This window comes from Stenotrophomonas sp. LMG 10879 (assembly GCF_002750935.1).
In the GTDB taxonomy this organism is placed as follows: Bacteria; Pseudomonadota; Gammaproteobacteria; order Xanthomonadales; family Xanthomonadaceae; genus Stenotrophomonas; species Stenotrophomonas lactitubi_B.
On record NZ_PEJT01000017.1, the window covers coordinates 52,081 to 70,571 of the forward strand.

At 66.1% G+C, this 18,491-nt stretch carries 18 protein-coding genes and 1 pseudogene; 13 read left to right on the forward strand and 6 right to left on the reverse strand.

Annotated elements, in window-relative coordinates:
- Nucleotides 1-86 precede the first annotated feature (86 nt).
- The gene (locus CR919_RS20045; RefSeq protein ID WP_099821517.1) at nt 87-992 is read right to left on the reverse strand and encodes a LysR family transcriptional regulator; all 906 of its coding nucleotides are present in this window, start codon (nt 990-992) and stop codon (nt 87-89) included.
- Nucleotides 993-1,097: 105 nt separating this feature from the next.
- On the opposite strand from CR919_RS20045, the gene CR919_RS20050 reads away from it, so the two are divergent.
- The 3 genes from CR919_RS20050 (at nt 1,098) to CR919_RS20060 (ending at nt 4,955) form a co-directional block, all read left to right on the forward strand.
- Nucleotides 1,098-2,456, forward strand: coding sequence for an MFS transporter (locus tag CR919_RS20050; RefSeq protein ID WP_099821518.1), 1,359 nt, complete (start codon nt 1,098-1,100; stop codon nt 2,454-2,456).
- On the forward strand, nt 2,456-2,842 hold the full coding sequence (locus CR919_RS20055) for a DUF4440 domain-containing protein (protein ID WP_099821519.1): 387 nt from the start codon (nt 2,456-2,458) through the stop codon (nt 2,840-2,842). Before CR919_RS20050 ends, CR919_RS20055 begins: the two co-directional genes overlap by 1 nt.
- A gap of 202 nt (nt 2,843-3,044) precedes the next feature.
- Nucleotides 3,045-4,955, forward strand: coding sequence for a CocE/NonD family hydrolase (locus tag CR919_RS20060; RefSeq protein ID WP_025878501.1), 1,911 nt, complete (start codon nt 3,045-3,047; stop codon nt 4,953-4,955).
- Nucleotides 4,956-5,073: 118 nt separating this feature from the next.
- Here CR919_RS20060 and CR919_RS20065 read toward each other — a convergent pair whose 3' ends face one another.
- The 3 genes from CR919_RS20065 to CR919_RS20075 form a co-directional block, all read right to left on the reverse strand.
- Nucleotides 5,074-5,538, reverse strand: coding sequence for an SMI1/KNR4 family protein (locus tag CR919_RS20065; protein ID WP_133119649.1), 465 nt, complete (start codon nt 5,536-5,538; stop codon nt 5,074-5,076).
- Between the two features lie 148 nt (nt 5,539-5,686).
- Nucleotides 5,687-6,640 (reverse strand): AraC family transcriptional regulator, encoded by a 954-nt coding sequence (locus CR919_RS20070; protein WP_099821521.1) that lies wholly within the window; start codon nt 6,638-6,640, stop codon nt 5,687-5,689.
- Nucleotides 6,641-6,731: 91 nt separating this feature from the next.
- Entirely contained in the window at nt 6,732-7,064 is a 333-nt protein-coding gene (locus CR919_RS20075; RefSeq protein WP_099821522.1) for a hypothetical protein, read from the reverse strand.
- 128 nt (nt 7,065-7,192) lie between these two features.
- Between CR919_RS20075 and CR919_RS20080 the strand changes: the two genes are divergently transcribed.
- From CR919_RS20080 to CR919_RS20110, 8 genes and pseudogenes are all read left to right on the forward strand, one after another.
- Nucleotides 7,193-7,951, forward strand: a complete 759-nt coding sequence (locus tag CR919_RS20080) for an SDR family NAD(P)-dependent oxidoreductase (protein ID WP_099821523.1) — start codon at nt 7,193-7,195, stop codon at nt 7,949-7,951.
- Between the two features lie 147 nt (nt 7,952-8,098).
- Nucleotides 8,099-8,533, forward strand: a pseudogene (locus tag CR919_RS21260) (MgtC/SapB family protein); the annotation flags it as partial.
- Between the two features lie 138 nt (nt 8,534-8,671).
- Nucleotides 8,672-10,330, forward strand: coding sequence for an L-lactate permease (gene lldP / locus CR919_RS20085; RefSeq protein WP_165787296.1), 1,659 nt, complete (start codon nt 8,672-8,674; stop codon nt 10,328-10,330).
- A 52-nt stretch (nt 10,331-10,382) separates the two neighbouring features.
- Complete coding sequence (gene lldR / locus CR919_RS20090; RefSeq protein ID WP_099821525.1) at nt 10,383-11,147, forward strand: transcriptional regulator LldR; 765 nt, start codon at nt 10,383-10,385, stop codon at nt 11,145-11,147.
- Nucleotides 11,148-11,151: 4 nt separating this feature from the next.
- Nucleotides 11,152-12,291: an FMN-dependent L-lactate dehydrogenase LldD gene (gene lldD / locus CR919_RS20095; protein WP_099821526.1), complete on the forward strand. Its 1,140-nt coding sequence runs from the start codon at nt 11,152-11,154 to the stop codon at nt 12,289-12,291.
- Complete coding sequence (gene dld / locus CR919_RS20100) at nt 12,288-13,994, forward strand: D-lactate dehydrogenase (RefSeq protein ID WP_099821527.1); 1,707 nt, start codon at nt 12,288-12,290, stop codon at nt 13,992-13,994. Before lldD ends, dld begins: the two co-directional genes overlap by 4 nt.
- Before the next feature lie 92 nt (nt 13,995-14,086).
- Nucleotides 14,087-14,692, forward strand: coding sequence for an SMI1/KNR4 family protein (locus tag CR919_RS20105; protein ID WP_099821528.1), 606 nt, complete (start codon nt 14,087-14,089; stop codon nt 14,690-14,692).
- A 130-nt stretch (nt 14,693-14,822) separates the two neighbouring features.
- On the forward strand, nt 14,823-15,689 hold the full coding sequence (locus tag CR919_RS20110; RefSeq protein WP_099821529.1) for a hypothetical protein: 867 nt from the start codon (nt 14,823-14,825) through the stop codon (nt 15,687-15,689).
- Between the two features lie 49 nt (nt 15,690-15,738).
- Here the strand turns inward: CR919_RS20110 and CR919_RS20115 are convergent, their stop codons facing one another.
- Nucleotides 15,739-16,032, reverse strand: coding sequence for a hypothetical protein (locus tag CR919_RS20115; protein WP_025878511.1), 294 nt, complete (start codon nt 16,030-16,032; stop codon nt 15,739-15,741).
- Nucleotides 16,033-16,200: 168 nt separating this feature from the next.
- Between CR919_RS20115 and CR919_RS20120 the strand changes: the two genes are divergently transcribed.
- Nucleotides 16,201-16,863, forward strand: a complete 663-nt coding sequence (locus CR919_RS20120; protein ID WP_099821530.1) for a decarboxylase — start codon at nt 16,201-16,203, stop codon at nt 16,861-16,863.
- A 78-nt stretch (nt 16,864-16,941) separates the two neighbouring features.
- The gene (locus tag CR919_RS20125; protein WP_165787297.1) at nt 16,942-17,706 is read left to right on the forward strand and encodes a CDP-diacylglycerol diphosphatase; all 765 of its coding nucleotides are present in this window, start codon (nt 16,942-16,944) and stop codon (nt 17,704-17,706) included.
- Here the strand turns inward: CR919_RS20125 and CR919_RS20130 are convergent.
- Complete coding sequence (locus CR919_RS20130; RefSeq protein WP_243380368.1) at nt 17,703-18,224, reverse strand: GNAT family protein; 522 nt, start codon at nt 18,222-18,224, stop codon at nt 17,703-17,705. The genes CR919_RS20125 and CR919_RS20130 overlap by 4 nt on opposite strands.
- Between the last annotated feature and the right edge of the window lie 267 nt (nt 18,225-18,491).

An 18,491-nucleotide genomic window follows, 5' to 3' on the forward strand; every position in this document is an offset into this window, starting at 1 on the left:
TGCATGAAGACACGGCCCCGCAAGGGGCCGTGTTGGTTTGTGGTGTTGCCGCTGCGCTCGCCGGGCATGGCCGGCGGGCGAGGGATTCAGCCGGCGTCGTCACCAAACCACACGCGCAGGAAATCGATCAGCTGCCGCACCTTCGGCGAGGGCTGGTTGCTGTGCGGGTATACCGCGTACACGCTCTGCTGCGGGAAGCGGTGCTGGCGCAACACCGGCCGCAGGCGGTCGTGGGCGAGGTCGTCCTCGATCAGCCAGCGTGGCAGCACGGTGACGCCTGCACCGGCCACGGCGAACGCGCGCAGGCTGCTGGCCCCATCCACGCGTACCACCGCGTTGCCCGGGTTGGTGGCGAACAGGGCATCGCTGCCATCCGCTGCGACCACCGGCACATCGGCCAGGCGCGGATAGCCGAGGCGGGGCAGGGTGCCCAACTGTACGGGGTCATCGACAGCATCGGCGGATGGCAGGCGAGCCAGCAAAGCGGGCGCGGCGACTGCACACAACGGATGCCGCTCCAGCTCGCTGGCATGCAGTCCCGAGTCCGGCAGGCGGCCGAGACGGATCGCCAGGTCGAAGCGTTCGGGAATCAGGTCGGCCGGTGCCGGCGAGGTCGATAGATGCAGCACCAGCGCTGGATGCTGCGTGCGGAAGGCTTCCAGCGCCGGAATCAGCCGCAGCTGCGCGTACTCCGGGGTGGTCGTCAGGCGCAGCATGCCCTGCAGCTGATGCTGGTCGCGACGCGCGGCATCGATCGCGGCCTGCGCAGCATCCAGTGCCTGCACGCAGTGCTGCAGGAACTGTTCGCCGGCCTCGGTCAGCGCAAGGTGGCGGGTGCTGCGCAGCAGCAGGGTTACCCCGAGTTCCTGCTCCAATCGCTTCAGGTTGAAGCTGACCACGGCGCGGCTCAGGCCCAGGCGCTCGGCAGCGGCGGTCAGGCTGCCCGCCTCGACCACGGCGCGGAAGATATCGAAGCGATCGAGGCTGACCATGGCGATTGATTGTCAAAGCAGGTTTGACAGTGTTGCAGCTGTTGTCGTGTTTTTCCAACAAGGCCCGGACGGCATGCTGGTCGCTTCCCTGCTGGAGCGCCGCCAATGCCGTCCCCCCGCCTGCGCCATGAGGCGATCTTCCTGCTGGTGTTCGCCCTGGACCTGGTCAACATGTTCATCGCCACGGTGGCCTACCCGGCGCTGGCGGCCGAGCTGCATGCGGACATCGGCACCCTGGCCTGGGTGGGCACCGCCTACATGCTGGGCCTGAGCGTGGTGATTCCGCTGGCGCCGTGGTTGGCCGCGCGCTGCGGTGAGCGTCGCCTGTTGTTGCTTGCCTTGTTGCTGTTCACGGCGGCCGCGGGCCTGGCCGGCGCCGCGCCGTCCATCGGCTGGCTGCTGGGCTGGCGATTGCTGCAGGGGCTGGCCGGTGGCCTGCTGATTCCGGTGGCGCAGGCGGCGGCGTACCGGCAGTGCACGCCTGAACAACGCGGTGCGCTGACCCGGCGCATCCTGCTGGTGGCGTTGCTGGTGCCGGCACTGGCGCCTGCACTCGGCGGCCTGCTGGTGCAGTGGCTGTCCTGGCGCGGCGTGCTGTGGGCCAGCCTGCCGCTGGCGGTGCTGGCGATCGCCCTGGTACTGGCGTGGATGCCAGCCGATGGCCGGCGCAGTGCGCCACGCCTGCAGGGCTATGCACTGGCCACCGCGATGTCTGCGCTGGGCGCGTTGCTGCTGGCGCTGACCTGGCTGGGTGAGCCCGGCCATCGCTTCGCCGGTGCAGGGTTGCTGCTGCTGGCGACAGTGCTGGCTGTCGCTCATCTACGCCATGCGCGCCGGCAGCCGCAGCCGCTGCTGCGCTGGTCGCTGCTGTCCCATCGAGGCCTGCGCATGGCGATGCTGGTCTATCTGGCGGTGCCGGGTGTGTTCATCGGCAGCCAGCTGGCCAGCACCCTGCAGTTGAACCACGCCGGTTACAGCGCTGCGCAGATCGGCGCCCTGATGCTGCCGTGGGCGCTGGCCTCGGCACTGGCGATCACCGGCAGCCGGCGATTGCTGGCGTGCGTCGGGCCGGGCACGGTACTGCGGCTGGGCATGGTCCTGCAGGCCAGCGGTCTGCTGCTGATGGCGCTGCAATCACAGCCACCGTTCGTGCTGGCCGCCATGCTGTTCGCCTTGATGGGTGCGGGTGGCAGCCTGTGCAGCAGCACCGCGCAGACGCTGGCATTCCATGGTGTGGACGCCGAGGCACTGGGCGATGCCAGTGCGCTGTGGAACCTCAACCGCCAGCTCAGCTTCTGCCTGGGTACCGCCGCCATCGCGCTGCTGCTGGCCTTGGCCATGCAGTGGTGGCCGGCGCATGCCACCGGCGTGGCGCTGGGACTGGCCGCCGTACTCACCCTGTTGCCGATGGCGCTGCTGCACCGCGCGCAGCTGCATTCCCTTTCCACGACCGAGACCGCTTGATGGACATGACCGCCGAACACGAAATCCACCTTCTGCACGACAAGCTGCAGGCCTGGTTCCGCGCGGAGATCGCGGCCGATGCACTGGACGATCTGATGGCGCATTTCTGCGCGGACTTCAGCATGGTCGGCATTGCCGGACGCAGGTTGGACCGCAGTGCAGTGCAGGCGCTGTTCGCGGGTGGCCACGGTGCACGACCTGGGCTGCAGATCGCCATCGAGGCTGTGCAGGCGATGGAAGCGCCGATGCCGCTGGCGCTGCTGCGCTATCGCGAGGTACATGCCGTAGGCGCGGGCGAACCCACATGGCGGGAATCGCTGGCGGTGCTGCGGCAGGAAGACGGGCGCTGGCGCTGGCTGGCGTTGCATGAAGTGCCGGTGACGTGATGGATCCGCCGGGCATGGCCCGGCGCTATCGTGGTTGTCCGCGAACGGGTAGCGCTGGGCCATGCCCGGCGAACGCAGCGGCAGCGGCCCGCACATGTGCCATCAGTCCTGCCTGTAAACGCCGCAGAATGCAAAGCAGGCACGCGCTTTGCCGGGGGCTACGGGAGTAGGCTGGAACCTTTCCTGCCGGGAGGTGATGTCCATGCGTGTGCGTGCCGTTGCTGTTGCCGTAGCCCTGAGCCTGTCCAGCGCCGTGCTGGCCGCCGACACGCCGCCGATGACCCCGGATATCAGCGGAAAACCCTTCGTCGCTCCCGATGTGGGCCGCGACTACGACAAGCGCGTGGTGATGGTGCCGATGCGCGATGGCACCAAGCTGTATACGGTGATCGTGGTGCCCAAGGGCGCTCACAATGCGCCGATCCTGCTGACCCGCACACCGTACGACGCCGCCGGCCGCGCCAGCCGCAGTGATTCTCCGCGCATGCGCGATCTGCTGCCGCAGGGCGATGAAGTGTTCGTCGATGGCGGCTACATCCGCGTGTTCCAGGATATCCGTGGCAAGTACGGCTCCGAAGGCGATTACGTGATGACCCGGCCGCTGCGCGGGCCGCTGAACGGTACCAAGGTCGATCATTCCACCGATGCGTGGGACACCATCGATTGGCTGGTCAAGCATGTGCCGGAAACCAACGGCAAGGTTGGCATGCTCGGTTCATCGTATGAAGGCTTCACCGTGGTGATGGCACTGACCGATCCACACCCGGCACTGAAGGTGGCCGCGCCGCAGAGCCCGATGGTCGATGGCTGGATGGGTGACGACTGGCTCAACTACGGCGCCTTCCGCCAGGTCAATTTCAACTACTTCGCCATGCAGACCGAGAAGCGCGGCAAGGGCACGCCACTGCCGTCGCTGGGCTACGACGATTACAGCACCTTCCTGCGCATCGGCTCGGCCGGTGACTACGCCCGCTTTACCGGCGTGGACCAGCTGACCTGGTGGAAGAAGCTGGTACAGCACCCCGCATACGATGCGTTCTGGCAGGGCCAGGCGCTGGATGCGGTGATGGCGAAGACGCCGCTGAAGGTGCCGACCATGTGGCTGCAGGGCCTGTGGGACCAGGAGGACATGTGGGGCGCCAACCATGCCTACCAGGCGATGGAAGGACGCGATACCGGCAATACGCACAACTACCTGGTGATGGGGCCGTGGCGGCACAGCCAGGTGAACTATGACGGCAGCCAGCTGGGGGCGCTGAAGTTCGACGGCGATACCGCGCTGCAGTTCCGCCGCGACGTGCTCAAGCCGTTCTTCGACCAGTACTTGGTGGACGGCGCGCCCAAGGCCGATACGCCACCGGTGCTGGTCTACAACACCGGTGAAAACCACTGGGACCGCCTGCAGGGCTGGCCGCGCAGCTGCGAGAAGGCGTGCGCGGCAAACAGCAAGCCGCTGTACCTGCGTGCCGGTGGCAAGCTGGCGTTCCAGGCACCGGCGGCGGGCGAGGGCGACTTCGAGGAATACGTGTCCGACCCGTCCAAGCCGGTGCCGTTCGTGCCGCGCCCGGTGCGCTTCGGCGACCGCGACATGTGGACCACCTGGCTGGTCAAGGACCAGCGCTTCGTCGATGGCCGGCCTGACGTGCTGACCTTCATCACCGAGCCGTTGACCGCACCGCTGCGCATCGGTGGCACGCCGGTGGTGAACCTGCAGGCATCCACCAGTGGCACCGACAGCGATTGGGTGGTGAAGCTGATCGACGTGTATCCGGACCAGGAAGCATCGACGCCGGAGATGGGCGGCTATGAGCTGCCGGTGTCACTGGCGATCTTCCGTGGCCGTTACCGCGAGAGCTTCAGCGATCCCAAGGCGCTGGCGGCCAACCAGGTGCTGCCGTACCGCTTCGACCTGCCCAATGCCAACCACACCTTCCAGAAGGGCCACCGGGTGATGGTGCAGGTGCAGTCCAGCCTGTTCCCGCTGTACGACCGCAATCCGCAGACCTATGTGCCGAACATCTACCTGGCCAAGCCGGGTGATTACCAGAAGGCCACGCAGCGGGTATGGCACAGCGCCGCGCAGGCCAGTTACATCGAGCTGCCGGTGTATTGAGGCGGAGGGGATGACGCCGGGCCATGCCTGGCGTTACCCGGGGGGCGCGTGTGTCGGTAGCGCCGCGCCATGCCCGGCGGCGCGTGGTAGTGCCGGCCGCTGGCCGGCATTCTCACGCTCAAGGGTAAAGGCTGTTGCTGGTCAGCAGCCCGCTGTCGAACATACGAAAAAGTTCGGCAATGGATCTCGCGATGAATTTGCCTTGGCTGATATCCAGATTGCCCAGGTCGAATGAGATTATCTGTCCGCGATTGGACGGGCTGAGATCGAGCGCGATGAGTGCCGATCCACCGTCCGTTCCAATGCCCATCAGGGAGTCGCCAAGGTAACGACGGACCTGGTAGCTGTCGTTGAGCTCGATGATGCTGGCGATGGACCATAGGTCGACATAAACATGAGGGAACAGGCAGCGCCCGCCGTTTGACCAGTGCAGGAGCTGCATGAAGTCCGCGGGAATCGCTGCCTCGGCCCAATGTGCCCGCAGGCTGCGCAGGCCGTCCGTAGGCGCGCCGGCCTCAGGCAGCCATGGGCTTTGAATGCTTCGGATGAAGTCTGGCGTGTGTGGTCGATTCCGGTTGCCCACGTGGATTCCCTGTAGTCATCCTTGCTACGGTTGCGCGGTCCATCTTTGGCGGCAAGAGGCATGCACGACATGCGCAGAGATGTACCGGAAATGCGATCGTTTTCAGCGAGTGTCGACCGAGGTCGACACGTACCAGAGCAGATGGGCTTCAGCCGACCTTCGAAGGGCCGGTGCGCCAGCGGCTGGGCACCAGCCCGAAGCGCTTGCGGAATGCGGCGGCGAAGTTGCTGGGATGACGATAGCCGGTTTCCGCCGCCGCCCGCTCCACGCTCCAGCCGGATTCACGAAGGCCCTGCTCGGCGTGACGCATGCGCTGTTCGTGCAGATAGTCGAATACCGAGCAGCCATACACCTGGACGAAGTGACGGCGCAGCGCGCTGGGGCTCATGCAGGCCAGCTGGGCCAGCTCGACCAGGCTGTGCGCGTGACCGGGCTCGTCGTGCAGGAAAGCCCGCACGCGTTCCAGCCGGCTGCGCTGTCCGCTGCGCAGCATGCGTGCGCCTTCAACCTGCAGATCGTCGGCCTGCAGGCCCACGGTCAGCAGCTGCAGCGCCACACCTTCGCGCCAGAGTGCATCCAGATCGTCCTGCCAAGGGCTGTCGAACAACTGCGCGAGGGTCGGCAGCATCGCGTGCGGGATGGCCCAGTGGCGGCATTCCAGCGGCGCACGCAGTGCCTGTTGCAACGGTGGTTGCTGGAACACATCCGGGTCCATGTCGGCTGGCACCAGCAGGCTGACGCCGCGCAGGCGCGTGTTGCCGGGATGCATGCCCACCGTCGCCATATGGTCGCGGTGGCTGGTGCTGACCGCCGTGCCGGCGCGCAGGGTAAAGCCACTGCGCTGAGGGACCTGCACATCGACCTGGCCCTGCAGCATCAGCCGGATGACCAGACCCGGCCGCTCATGCGCGGTGGCGGTGTAAGCGAAGCGATTGTGCACGTCGGACGCGATCAGGCTCATGCCGCCGCGCAGGGTCTGCTCGTGCAGGTCACCGTGGCCGGCCCACTGTTCTTCGCGCAGGTGGCGGGGATCGGCGCGGTAGTCATAGCCATGGCGCTGGCCAAAGCGGCGGAAATCGGCAAACGTGAAATATCGGGACATCGCTCGGCGCTCAACAATAAAAGACGGGTGCCGGCGACGGTGTGCCCGCACGTTCCATCGTGCACCTGCAGCGCGGATCGGTCCTGCGCTTTCAGAGGTAGAAATAGATTCCCGTCATTTTCTCCAATGCCAGCCCGAATGCGATATCCAACGGGTCAATCGATTGGCATTTACGGCCAAGTTGAAGGTCGCGCAGCAGTGCGCGTGCGTATTGCAACTGCTCGGGGTGGGTGATCGCTTGGTCTTCGTAGCGGTCAAAGAGCAGACCGAACCGGGTATTGAGGGTGGTGAGGAAGCCGCTGTCGAACAGAAGATCGACCGTGGAATCGCTGAGCATCACCTCGTACAGGTCGCCAGGCAGGCAGGAATCGGTGTCCAGCCGCCGTTCGGCATCGGCAGTAAGCGGAACGCAGGCTGTACGCATGGAAGTTTCTTTGCCGGGGATGCGCGCAAGTATCCCCCATGCAGCGCTTTCGTCACGAAGAAGGGCGTAGTGTCTGTGGGGTCGGACGTTTCTGTCCGCATCGATTCCCCCACACATGGAGACCACAGATGATTGATTACCAGCTCAACGGAAAAACCGCGATCGTGACCGGCGGTGTTTCCGGTATCGGCCTGGCGGTAGCGGAGACGCTCGCCGCATCGGGTGCGCGTATTTCGGTATGGGACCTGAAGCAGGAAGCGGTGGATGCAACAGTGGCCGCGCTGCGCAGCCAGGGTGCTGAGGCCATCGGCATCGCACTGGATGTGACCGACGAGGCTGCGGTGGAAGCGGCGGTGCAGCGCACGGTGAAGGAACTGGGCGGCGTGCACATCGCAGTGAACAATGCGGGCATCGGCGGGCCCGCGGCCAGCAGTGGCGACTACCCGATCGATGGATGGAAACGCGTGGTGGATGTGAACCTGACCAGCGTGTTCCTGTGCCAGCGGGCGCAGATCCAGGCGATGCGTGCGGCGGGCAGTGGTGGCAGCATCATCAACATGGCCTCCATTCTGGGCCAGGTGGGCTATGCCGGCTCGACCGCCTACGCGGCCGCCAAACATGGTGTGGTCGGCCTGACCCAGACGGCTGCATGGGAGCATGCCGCCGATGGCATCCGCATCAATGCGGTGGGCCCGGGCTTCATCAACACGCCGTTGCTTGAAAAGATGGACGCCAAGGTGCGTGCAACGCTGGAAGGGCGGCATGCGCTCAAGCGCTTGGGAACACCGCAGGAAGTGGCCGCGCTGGTGGCCTGGCTGGCCAGCGACGATGCCTCGTTCGCGACGGGTGCGTACTACGCCATCGATGGTGGCTATCTGGCGCAGTAACCGGGTGCAACCGGGGTACGCATGGCGGTGATCAACCGGTCGACGCCATGCATGGATGAATCCGCGCGGTGAAGAGGGCGTGCCATCGCCTTCACCGCCGTCCCACGGCCGCCGCGCAACGCTCCGGGAAACTTCCGGAGCCTCTTTATGGAACTCACCCAGGACATGTCCATTCTGCTGCGCGTGGCCGCTGCCATGGTCTTTGGCGGCGTGCTGGGCGTAGAGCGCGAGATGGGCAAGCACGCTGCCGGCCTGCGCACGCACATGCTGATCGCCGGTGCTGCTGCGCTGATCGTCGGGCTCGGTGACTCGGTGGCCGAACACTTCCAGCAGGAGCGCTACCGCGATCTGCTGCAGGTCGACCCGGTGCGCTTGATCGAAGCGGTGGTGGCCTGCGTCGGTTTCGTCGCCGCTGGCACCATCCTGCGTGGCAATCGCGAGGACCAGGTCAGCGGCCTCACCACGGCCAGCTCCTTGATCATGGCGGCGGCCATCGGCATTGCCGTGGGCATCGGCAAGTACGTGATCGCACTCGGGGTCAGCGTGCTGTGCGTACTGGTGCTCGCGCTGATCCGGCGGGTATGGTCTAATAGGCTCTTCGCAGGTTTGGCGGTTCAATTCGCGCCTGTGGTCCGTCCACTGGTCAAATCGGTACGACCAATGATGACGGGCACGACGCCCCACCCGGTGGGGAACCTCCTGTTCCTGTCGAGAGCCCTCATGCAGCCCTGGCAACACGTGTACGACCCCGCTGGCAACCTGTGGTTGTCGAGCCTGATCGCGCTGCTGCCGATCGCCTTCTTCTTCGTTGCCCTGGCCGTGCTGCGCATGAAGGGCTGGATCGCCGGCACCATCACCGTGGCCATCGCGCTTGCCGTGGCACTGCTGTTCTATCGCATGCCGGTGGCGCAGGCGCTGGGCGCGGCGGGCTTCGGCTTCGTCTATGGCCTGTGGCCGATTGCCTGGATCATCATCGGCGCGGTGTTCCTGTACAAGGTCTCGGTCAAGACCGGCCAGTTCGACATCATCCGCGCCTCGATCCTGTCGGTCACCGAGGACCAGCGGTTGCAGATGCTGATGGTCGGCTTCGCCTTCGGTGCCTTCCTGGAAGGTGCAGCCGGGTTCGGTGCGCCGGTGGCGATCACCGCCGCGCTGCTGGTCGGGCTGGGCTTCAAGCCGCTGTATGCCGCCGGCCTGTGCCTGATCGTCAACACCGCGCCGGTAGCGTTCGGTGCGATGGGCATTCCGATCATCGTGGCAGGGCAGGTGACTGGCCTGGATGCCTTCGAGATCGGCCAGATGGCGGGCCGCCAGCTGCCGTTCCTGACCATCATCGTGCTGTTCTGGATCATGGCGATCATGGATGGCTGGCGTGGCATCAAGGAAACCTGGCCGGCGGTGCTGGTGGCCGGCGGCTCGTTCGCCATCGCCCAGTACCTGACCTCCAACTTCATCGGCCCGGAACTGCCGGACATCACCGCGTCGCTGGCGTCGCTGGTCTGCCTGACCCTGTTCCTGCGCCGCTGGAAGCCGGTGCGGATCTTCCGCTTCGATACCGAAACCAGCGCCGAGGCGGCCGCACAAGCACTGGAAGCGCCGCGCCATAGCGTCGGCCAGATCGCCAAGGCGTGGTCGCCGTTCCTGATCCTCACCGCGATGGTCACCGTGTGGAGCATCAAGCCGTTCAAGTCGCTGTTCGCAGCCGGTGGGCCGTTGGAAGGCTGGGTGCTGAAGATCCCGGTGCCGGGCCTGGACCAGCTGGTGCAGAAGATGCCGCCGATCGTCGAAGCGCCGCTGAGCTATGAGGCGGTGTACAAGTTCGACTGGTTCTCGGCCACCGGTACCTCGATCATCCTCGCTGCGGTGATTGCGATCATCGCCCTGCGCATGCCGGCGCGCTCGGCGCTGCAGACCTTCGGTGAAACCGTGCGCGAACTGCGTATGCCGGTCTTCTCGATCGGCATGGTGCTGGCGTTCGCCTTCATCGCCAACTATTCGGGCCTGTCGGCCACGTTGGCGCTGGCACTGGCGCACACCGGCAAGGCGTTCCCGTTCTTCTCGCCATTCCTGGGCTGGCTGGGCGTGTTCCTGACCGGTTCGGATACCTCGTCCAATGCGCTGTTCTCGGCGCTGCAGGCCACCACCGCGCAGCAGATCGGCGTGTCCGACGTGCTGCTGGTAGCGGCCAACACCACCGGCGGCGTCACCGGCAAGATGATCTCGCCGCAGTCCATTGCCATTGCCTGTGCAGCGGTGGGCCTGGCCGGCAAGGAGTCGGACCTGTTCCGCTTCACCGTCAAGCACAGCCTGATCTTCACCACGATGGTCGGCCTGATCACCTTGGCCCAGGCCTACTGGCTGACCTGGATGATTCCCTGAGCATGCAGCGCAGGCCGGCCAACAGCGGCGTGCTTCGGGCCACAATGGCGCCATGAGCACACAACGGATTTCGGACAAGGTGGCCGCGCAGCTGCGTGCGCTGGTCCAGGAACAGCAGTTGCAGCCGGGCGACAGGCTGCCGGCCGAACGCACGCTGGCGGTTCAGCTGGGGGTCTCGCGCACTGCGCTGCGCGAGGCCATCGCACAGTTGGCCAGCCACGGCCTGCTGACCGCGCGGGTGGGGGGTGGCACCTATGTGAGCGAGCCCGCCGCACGGGCAAGACAGGCGCTGGATGAGCCCCTGGTGCCGTACCTGCCGCTGTTCCAGGGCGACCCGGAATACCGCTTCGACGTGCTGGAAATCCGCCACGCACTGGAAGGCGCCACGGCCTGGCACGCGGCGCTGCGCGCCACCGACGAGGACCGCGCCCGCATCGCGCAGGCGTTCCAGACCATGATGGACGCGCATGGCAAGGATGATCCGACCGGCGAAGCCGAGGCCGATGCGGCCTTCCACCTGTCCATCGCCGAGGCCTCGCACAACCTGGTGCTGCTGCAGGTGATGCGCGGGCTGTTCGAGCTGCTGCAGACCAACATCTCGCAGAGCCGCGAAAAGCTGTACACCTCGGCCAGGACCTTCTCGCCGTTGTCCGACCAGCACCGCGAGATGATGGATGCGGTGCTGGCCGGCGACCCCGAACGTGCGCGCGCCGCCGCACATGCCCACCTCGAGTTCGTGCACACCACGCTGCGCACCCTCGATGACAACGAAGCCCGGCGTGCGCGGGCCTCGCGCCTGCCTTCCCCACACGGTTGACCCCATGATCATTTCCGCCTCCACCGATTACCGTGCCGCAGCCGAACGTCGGCTGCCGCCGTTCCTGTTCCACTACATCGATGGTGGCGCGTATGCCGAGCACACGCTGAAGCGCAACGTGTCCGACCTGTCCGACATTGCGCTGCGCCAGCGCATCCTGCGCAACATGTCCGACCTGAGCCTGGAAACCGAGCTGTTCGGCGAGAAGCTGGCGATGCCGGTGGCGCTGGCCCCGGTCGGCCTGACCGGCATGTATGCCCGTCGCGGTGAAGTGCAGGCGGCGCGCGCGGCCGACAGTCGCGGTATCCCGTTCACGCTGTCCACGGTGTCTGTGTGCCCGATCGAAGAAGTCGCGCCAGCAATCCGGCGCCCGATGTGGTTCCAGCTGTACGTGCTGCGCGATCGCGGCTTCATGCGCAATGCGCTGGAGCGCGCGCAGGCGGCGGGTGTGACCACCCTGGTGTTCACGGTCGACATGCCGGTGCCGGGCGCGCGTTATCGTGACGCGCACTCGGGCATGAGTGGTCCGAATGCTGCAATGCGTCGCATCGGCCAGGCCATCACCCATCCGCGCTGGGCGTGGGACGTGGGCCTGCGCGGACGCCCGCATGACCTCGGCAACATCTCCACCTATCGCGGCAACCCGACCGGGCTGGAGGACTACATCGGCTGGCTGGGCAGCAACTTCGATCCGTCCATTTCGTGGAAGGACCTGGAGTGGATCCGCGAATTCTGGAAGGGTCCGATGGTGATCAAGGGCATCCTCGATGCCGACGATGCGCGTGATGCGGTCGCCTTCGGCGCCGATGGCATCGTGGTCTCCAACCATGGCGGTCGCCAGCTGGATGGTGTGCTGTCCACCGCACGCGCCTTGCCAGCCATTGCCGATGCGGTGCAGGGCGATCTGAAGATCCTTGCCGATTCCGGCATCCGCACCGGCCTGGACGTGGTGCGCATGCTGGCGCTGGGCGCCGATACCGTGCTGCTGGGTCGCGCGTTCGTCTATGCGCTTGCCGCGCAGGGCGAGGCCGGCGTGGCTAACCTGCTGGACCTGATCGCCAAGGAAATGCGCGTGGCGATGACCCTGACCGGCGCGCACCGCATTGCTGACATCGGCCGTGATTCGCTGGTGCGCCTGCCATGAGTGATCGCAACACGGTGCTGGCGCGGTTGCGCGCGGCGGTGGGGGACCGCCACGTACTGACCGGCGACAAGGCCACCCGCCGCTTCCGTCGCGGCTATCGTTTCGGTGACGGCCCGGTGCTGGCGGTGGTGCGCCCGGGTACGCTGCTGCAGCTGTGGCAGGTGCTGCAGGCGGCGGTGCAGGGCGGCGCGGCGATCATCCTGCAGGCGGCCAATACCGGCCTGACCGGCGGTTCCACCCCGGATGGCGATGACTACGGCCGGCCGATCGTGCTGGTCAGTACCCTGCGCCTGACCGGCATCCAGCTGTTGAACGAAGGCCGCCAGGTGCTGTGCCTGCCCGGCGCCACGCTGGACCGCCTGGAGCAGACGCTGGCACCGCTCGGCCGTGAGCCGCACTCGGTGATCGGCTCGTCCTGCATCGGCGCCTCGGTGCTGGGCGGCATCTGCAACAACTCCGGTGGCGCACTGGTGCGCCGTGGCCCTGCCTACACCGAGCTGGCGCTGTATGCACAGGTTGATGCACAGGGCGAACTGCAGCTGGTCAACCATCTGGGCATCGCGCTGGGCGATACGCCCGAGCAGATCCTGCAACGCCTGCAGGACGGTGACTACCGCGCTGCAGACGTCAGCAATGGGGATGGCCGTGCCGCCTCCGATCCGCGTTACGCCGAGGAAGTGCGCAAGGTCGATGCCGATACCCCTGCACGCTTCAATGCCGATCCCAGCCGTCATTTCGAGGCAGCCGGATCTGCCGGCAAGCTGGCCGTGTTCGCCGTGCGCCTGGATACCTTCGAGAAGGAGGCCGCAGAGGTCTTCTATATCGGCAGCAACCGCACCGACAGCCTGACCGCGATCCGCCGCCAGCTGCTGACCGGCTTCGAGCGCCTGCCGATCGCCGGTGAATACATCCACCGCGATGCCTATGACATCGGCGAGCGTTATGGCAAGGACAGTTTCCTGCTGATCGACAAGCTCGGTACCGCGCGCGTGCCGGCCGCGTTCGCGCTGAAGAGCCGGGTCGATGGCTGGTTCGAACGGCTCGGCCTGCGCGGTGTCACCGACCGGGTGATGCAGGCGCTGACCGGTCTGCTGCCTTCGCACCTGCCCAAGCGCATGGGCGAATTCCGCCAGCGTTACGAGCATCACCTGCTGCTGAAGGTGTCCGCACAGGATACGGCCGCCACCGAGGCGTGGCTGCGCAGCTTCTTCAACGGCCATGAAGGCGGTTACTTCCACTGCACGGCCGACGAAGGACGCAAGGCGTTCCTGCATCGCTTCGCCGTGGCCGGTGCAGCGGTGCGCTACCGCGAAGTGCACCGCGAACAGGTGCAGGACATCGTCGCGCTGGACATCGCGCTGCGCCGCGATGATGCCGACTGGTTCGAGCAGCTGCCGGCAGACATCGACGGCCGCCTGTTGCACAAGCTGTACTACGGCCACTTCCTGTGCCACGTGTTCCATCAGGATTACATCGCTCGCAAGGGTGAAGACCCGATGGCCATCGAGCACGCGATGTGGGCATTGCTGGACCAGCGCGGTGCGGAGTACCCCGCCGAGCACAATGTCGGTCATCTGTATCCGGCCAAGCCGGCGCTGGCCGGCTTCTACCGCACGCTGGACCCGAGCAATACCTTCAACCCCGGCATCGGCCACACGTCGAAGGCGAAGGGTTGGGGTGGCTGCGACTGTAACGGACACTGATGGCAAACGCCTCGAAAATTCGGATTCGTTGTATTCCAGACTCATTGTCTTGGCACTAGCCTGAGCCCTTGCAATAGACGGATGCACGATCGATGCAGAGCGCAAATGAAATATGGGTTTCCATCAGAGCCTCGCTTTTCGAGAAGCACTGTCTGGATGAGATGCAGCTACGGCCAGGAGCTTGCGAAAGTGAATTGATTGAACTGGAGGCCCAGTTGGGAGTTGTTCTGCCAGATCTGCTGAAGCAGATGCTGATGATTCACGACGGACAGGACGGGTTCGGGCTTCTTTTCGGAAATCAGATGCTCTCGATAGCGGAGATCCTGCGGCAGTGGCAAGGATGGCGGGAGATCGAGGCTGACGGGATGAACGAAGACTGCGCTGAGTTCATGGAGGCTAGCCCTCCTGGGGTGGTGAAGCCCATGTACACGAATGCGCGCTGGATACCGCTCACGCATGACGGCGGTGGAAATCACATGGGCTTGGACTTCGATCCCGATGCGGGTGGGTCTGAAGGTCAGATGATTGCGTTTGGGGCTGACGAAGATACGAAGTATCTTCTCGCACGTACTTTTGATGATTTTGTGGCGAAGGCCTTGGAGTGGATCCAACAGTCGCGTTGGAATGACGGCGACCTGCTATCAGACGCCGATGATGGTTTTGCTCCCCCTGCGATTCTGCGTAGCATCAGCGGATAGCCCCGGATGCCGTTCTCTTGGTGGCTCACTGCATTGCCTGCGACGTGATCGGAAACTGATGCGGGGAGACCGTTCTTCTCTGCGTTACCATCCGTGTTCCGTAGGCACGCACCGATGCGCAGGAATTGCGATGCAGAGAACAATTATTCGCACCGTGCTGAGCACACTGATGCTGTCCGCTCCACTGCTTGCGCAGGCTGTCGCACCCGTTCAACAGGATGCCGCAGGCAACCGGCTGGAAGCGCTGCTGCTGCAGGGCGAGCAGGGCGCGGACGACCCCGAGCGCTACTGCACCGCCGACGGCCAGTGGTGCGTGCGCGCGCTGCCCGCAACGGGCGAAGACCAGCCGGCAGTGCTGGAAGTTGCCGAGCGCGTGGGGGATGCAGCCGAACCGCAGATGCACCACGTGCCCATCGAGGTGGTTGACGACGGCGACCTGCGGGTCTGGCCCTTCATCGTGCGCCTGGCCCCCGGGGCGGGTGCAGGCCAGGCCGTGGCCGATCCGCAACAGGCGGCACTGCAGAACGTGCTCGTCGGCGGGCTGGTGGAGGCCCGCGCGATGTATTCCGGCGGCGGTGCCAGCGCATCGACCCTGCAGCTGGCGCGCATCCGCCATCTCGATGAAGGCATCCAGGTGGACGCCGACGTGCTGTCCGTTGCGTTGTCGGCCAACAAGATGATCCGGGCCTGTTTCAGTGAGCGCGATTTCGATCAGCGCGCCGGTGCCTGCCACGACGAATACAGTTTCGACGCTGAACTTGCGTTGGCAACCGAGGGGCAGGACATGCCCGTGCTGCGCTACCGGACCGAGGCCAGCAACTACCCGGCCGGGGTATCACCGCAGCGGGACTCGCTGGCCAAGGGACGGTTGAGGAAGAAGGATCTGCGCACCGAACAGGACGCGGAATGCAGCTACACGCGTACCTTCCGCTTCACCTCAGGGGCTTACCAGCCGGATCAGCCGCTGCCGGAGTGCTCGGGCTACACCGAGCCCTGAGCGATGGAGCCGGGCAGGGGCCCGGCTCTGTGCGACGACGCTGGCGCGCTTACTCGCAGCGGGTGGCGGTGATGATGTTGTCCTTGTCCACGAACACGCGCAGGCGGTCCTGGCGGATGTCCTTGGTGGTGATGGTGGCCGGGCCGATGGGATTGACCATGCCGGCGCCGCTTTCGCTGGACAGGCGGCGGATGTTCGGCTCGTTGGCCGGCTGGCCGATGGCCCAGCCCAGCTGGCTGGCATCGCAGCGGCCACTGCCCTTGACCTCCGGGCCGGGAGTGCTGACACAGGCCGACAGCAACAGGGCCGAGGCGGGCAGCAACAGAGTCAGGCGAATGGTCATGCGGGCGCTCCTGCGCAAGGGATTGGCGGCACGATAGCACTGACCGCGCGAAACCCGGCAGCGTTCGGGTCATTGCCCGCGCGGCCGCTGCACTGCATAGTGGCCGGCGTTGCCGGCAGCGTGCCGGCGGGCAGGCCGGGCCAGTCCGGTGCAGGTGTCGGGTCCAGTATGACGGCAGGCAGTTTGTGTGGCAGGCAGAACGCAGTGAAGGCGGTGGCTGTGCTGTCGTTGCTTTGCATGGCAGTGGCCGCCGTGGCCGCCGAACCGGTCGCAGCGCCCGCCGCCGAAGCGCCGGTGTTCGGTGGCTGGCGCAACCTGCAGACCGAAGCCGGTTACCAGCCGGCGCAGCGCAACCTGGCGTTCGCGCTGCTGCCGCAGGCTGCCACCCGTGGTGATCGCTTCGCCATCCTCGACCGCGAAGGCAAGCGCACGGTGTGCTGCCGGCAGGTGGCCAGCGAGTCGCTGGGTGTTGCCGCGCTGCGCGAGCAGTACCACCTGCCGCAGGCCGGGGTGACCGATCTGAGCAATGGCCGCAGCCCGGCGCGCCCGTACCTGCCGCATGTCTATGCGATGCAGCGGGTGGATGAACTGGCCGACTATGCATTCACCGATGTTGCCGGTGCCTACAGCGATCTGGGCGGGCTGCTGCTGCCCGACGCTGCCGTGCTGGCCGCCGATGGCAGCGAGGTGCGCCTGGGCGAGGGCCATTACCGCCTGCAGTTCCACCGCCAGCCGCTGGCCGATGATGATGGCGCACTGGACCGCTACACCCTGCAGCTGCTGCCTGCGGGCGCCCCGGTCGTGGTTGAAGTGCCGTTCGGCACCTACTGATTGCCACATCCCACTGGCTAGAATGGCGCGCGGCGCTGAATGTCGCGCTTGATCCCGTGAGTTGTCGCCGTGCGATTCCTGCTGCTGCCCCTGATCTTGCTGGCCGGTTGTGCCAGCGTGCCCCCCGCGCCGCCGCCGGCCCATTCGGATGCGCTGTGGCGCCTGATCGAGCGTGACTGCCAGGGTTCGCAGTCGCCTCGGGGGGACTGCCTGCAGGTGCGCCCGGCAGCCGACCACCGCGATGTGCTGGTCAAGGACGCGCACGGCCACTATCAGTTCCTGCTGATGCCGCTGGACAAGGTCAGTGGCATCGAAAGCCCCGCGCTGTACCGGCGTGGTGCACCCAATTATTTCGCTGCCGCCTGGCAGGCGCGCGGGCGCACCGAGCAGGCGCTGGGCCAGCCGTTGCCGCGCAGCGTTGCCAGCCTGGCATTGAATTCGCCGCATGGCCGTTCGCAGCACCAGCTGCACATCCACGTCGACTGCCTGCGCGCCGATGTGCTGCGTGCGCTGGAAGACCACCGTGCGACCCTCGGTACGCAGTGGGCACCCCTGCCGGTGCTGCTGCGCGGCCATCAGTACCAGGCGCGGCTGCTGCCCGGCGAAGCGTTGACCGCCAATCCGCTCAACCTGCTGGCCTACGGGCTGAGCGGTGTGGACAAGGTTGGCCAATGGAGCCTGCTGGTGGCGGGACACGAGGACGCGCACGGCGCGCCCGGATTCATCCTGCTGGCCACGCAGCTGGACCCTGACAGTGGCAACGACGCCAGTGCCGAGGAGCTGCAGGACCATGCCTGCAGCGTGTTGACCGGCGCGGATGCTGCGCTGGAGCGGGTGCGCTAGCTTTCCGCTGACCGCCGCTGCAACCAGGCAGGGGCGGTCAGCGCGTACAGCCGGCGGTCCTGCCAGCCCTCGTCATCCAGATGATGGTCGCGCAGCAGGCCTTCGTGCTCGAAGCCGACGGCCTGCAGGGTGGCGACCACTTCGCTGCCCGTATCGGGTGGCAGCAGGACGAACAAGCGACGGATTCCCACCTGTTCGAACAGGAACGTGCACAGCGCGTGCAACGATGGGTGCAGCTGGCGTTGCTGCGGGCAGCCTCCGGCATGCAGCCAGTACAGCTCGACACTGCGGGCATGTGCGCACTGCAGGCGCAGGCTGAGCTGGTCCAGCAGCTCGCCTTCGACGTCGAAGGCGCCGAGCTGGAGATGGTCGTTGTCGTGTTGCAGCTGCGATCGCTGCACAGCGCAGAGGAAGCGGGCCTCGGCATCGAAGTGGGCGGGCAGGTTGCACGCGCGCTCGACCTGCCGATAGTGGCGGCGCCAAGCGACGAGGTCCGAGCGCTGCAGAGGTCGCAGCACGACGGGCCCGTGCTGAAGCAGCAGGAGATGACGGCGCAGTACGGGCCGCAGCGGTGGCAGGGAAGCAGGGAAATACCGGTTCATGGCGTGGGACGATGCCGCACTTGGGTGAACGGGGACAATGAAAGAAGTTGCAAACGCGGTGGTGCCGCTGCCTGCGGTCTGATTCGGTTCAGGCATAAGGCCATCAGGGCTGGTCATTTCCGTTGCAACCATCCGTTCAGGACACTTTCGTTACGGGATCGTTATGCGCGCACCGTCGCCAGC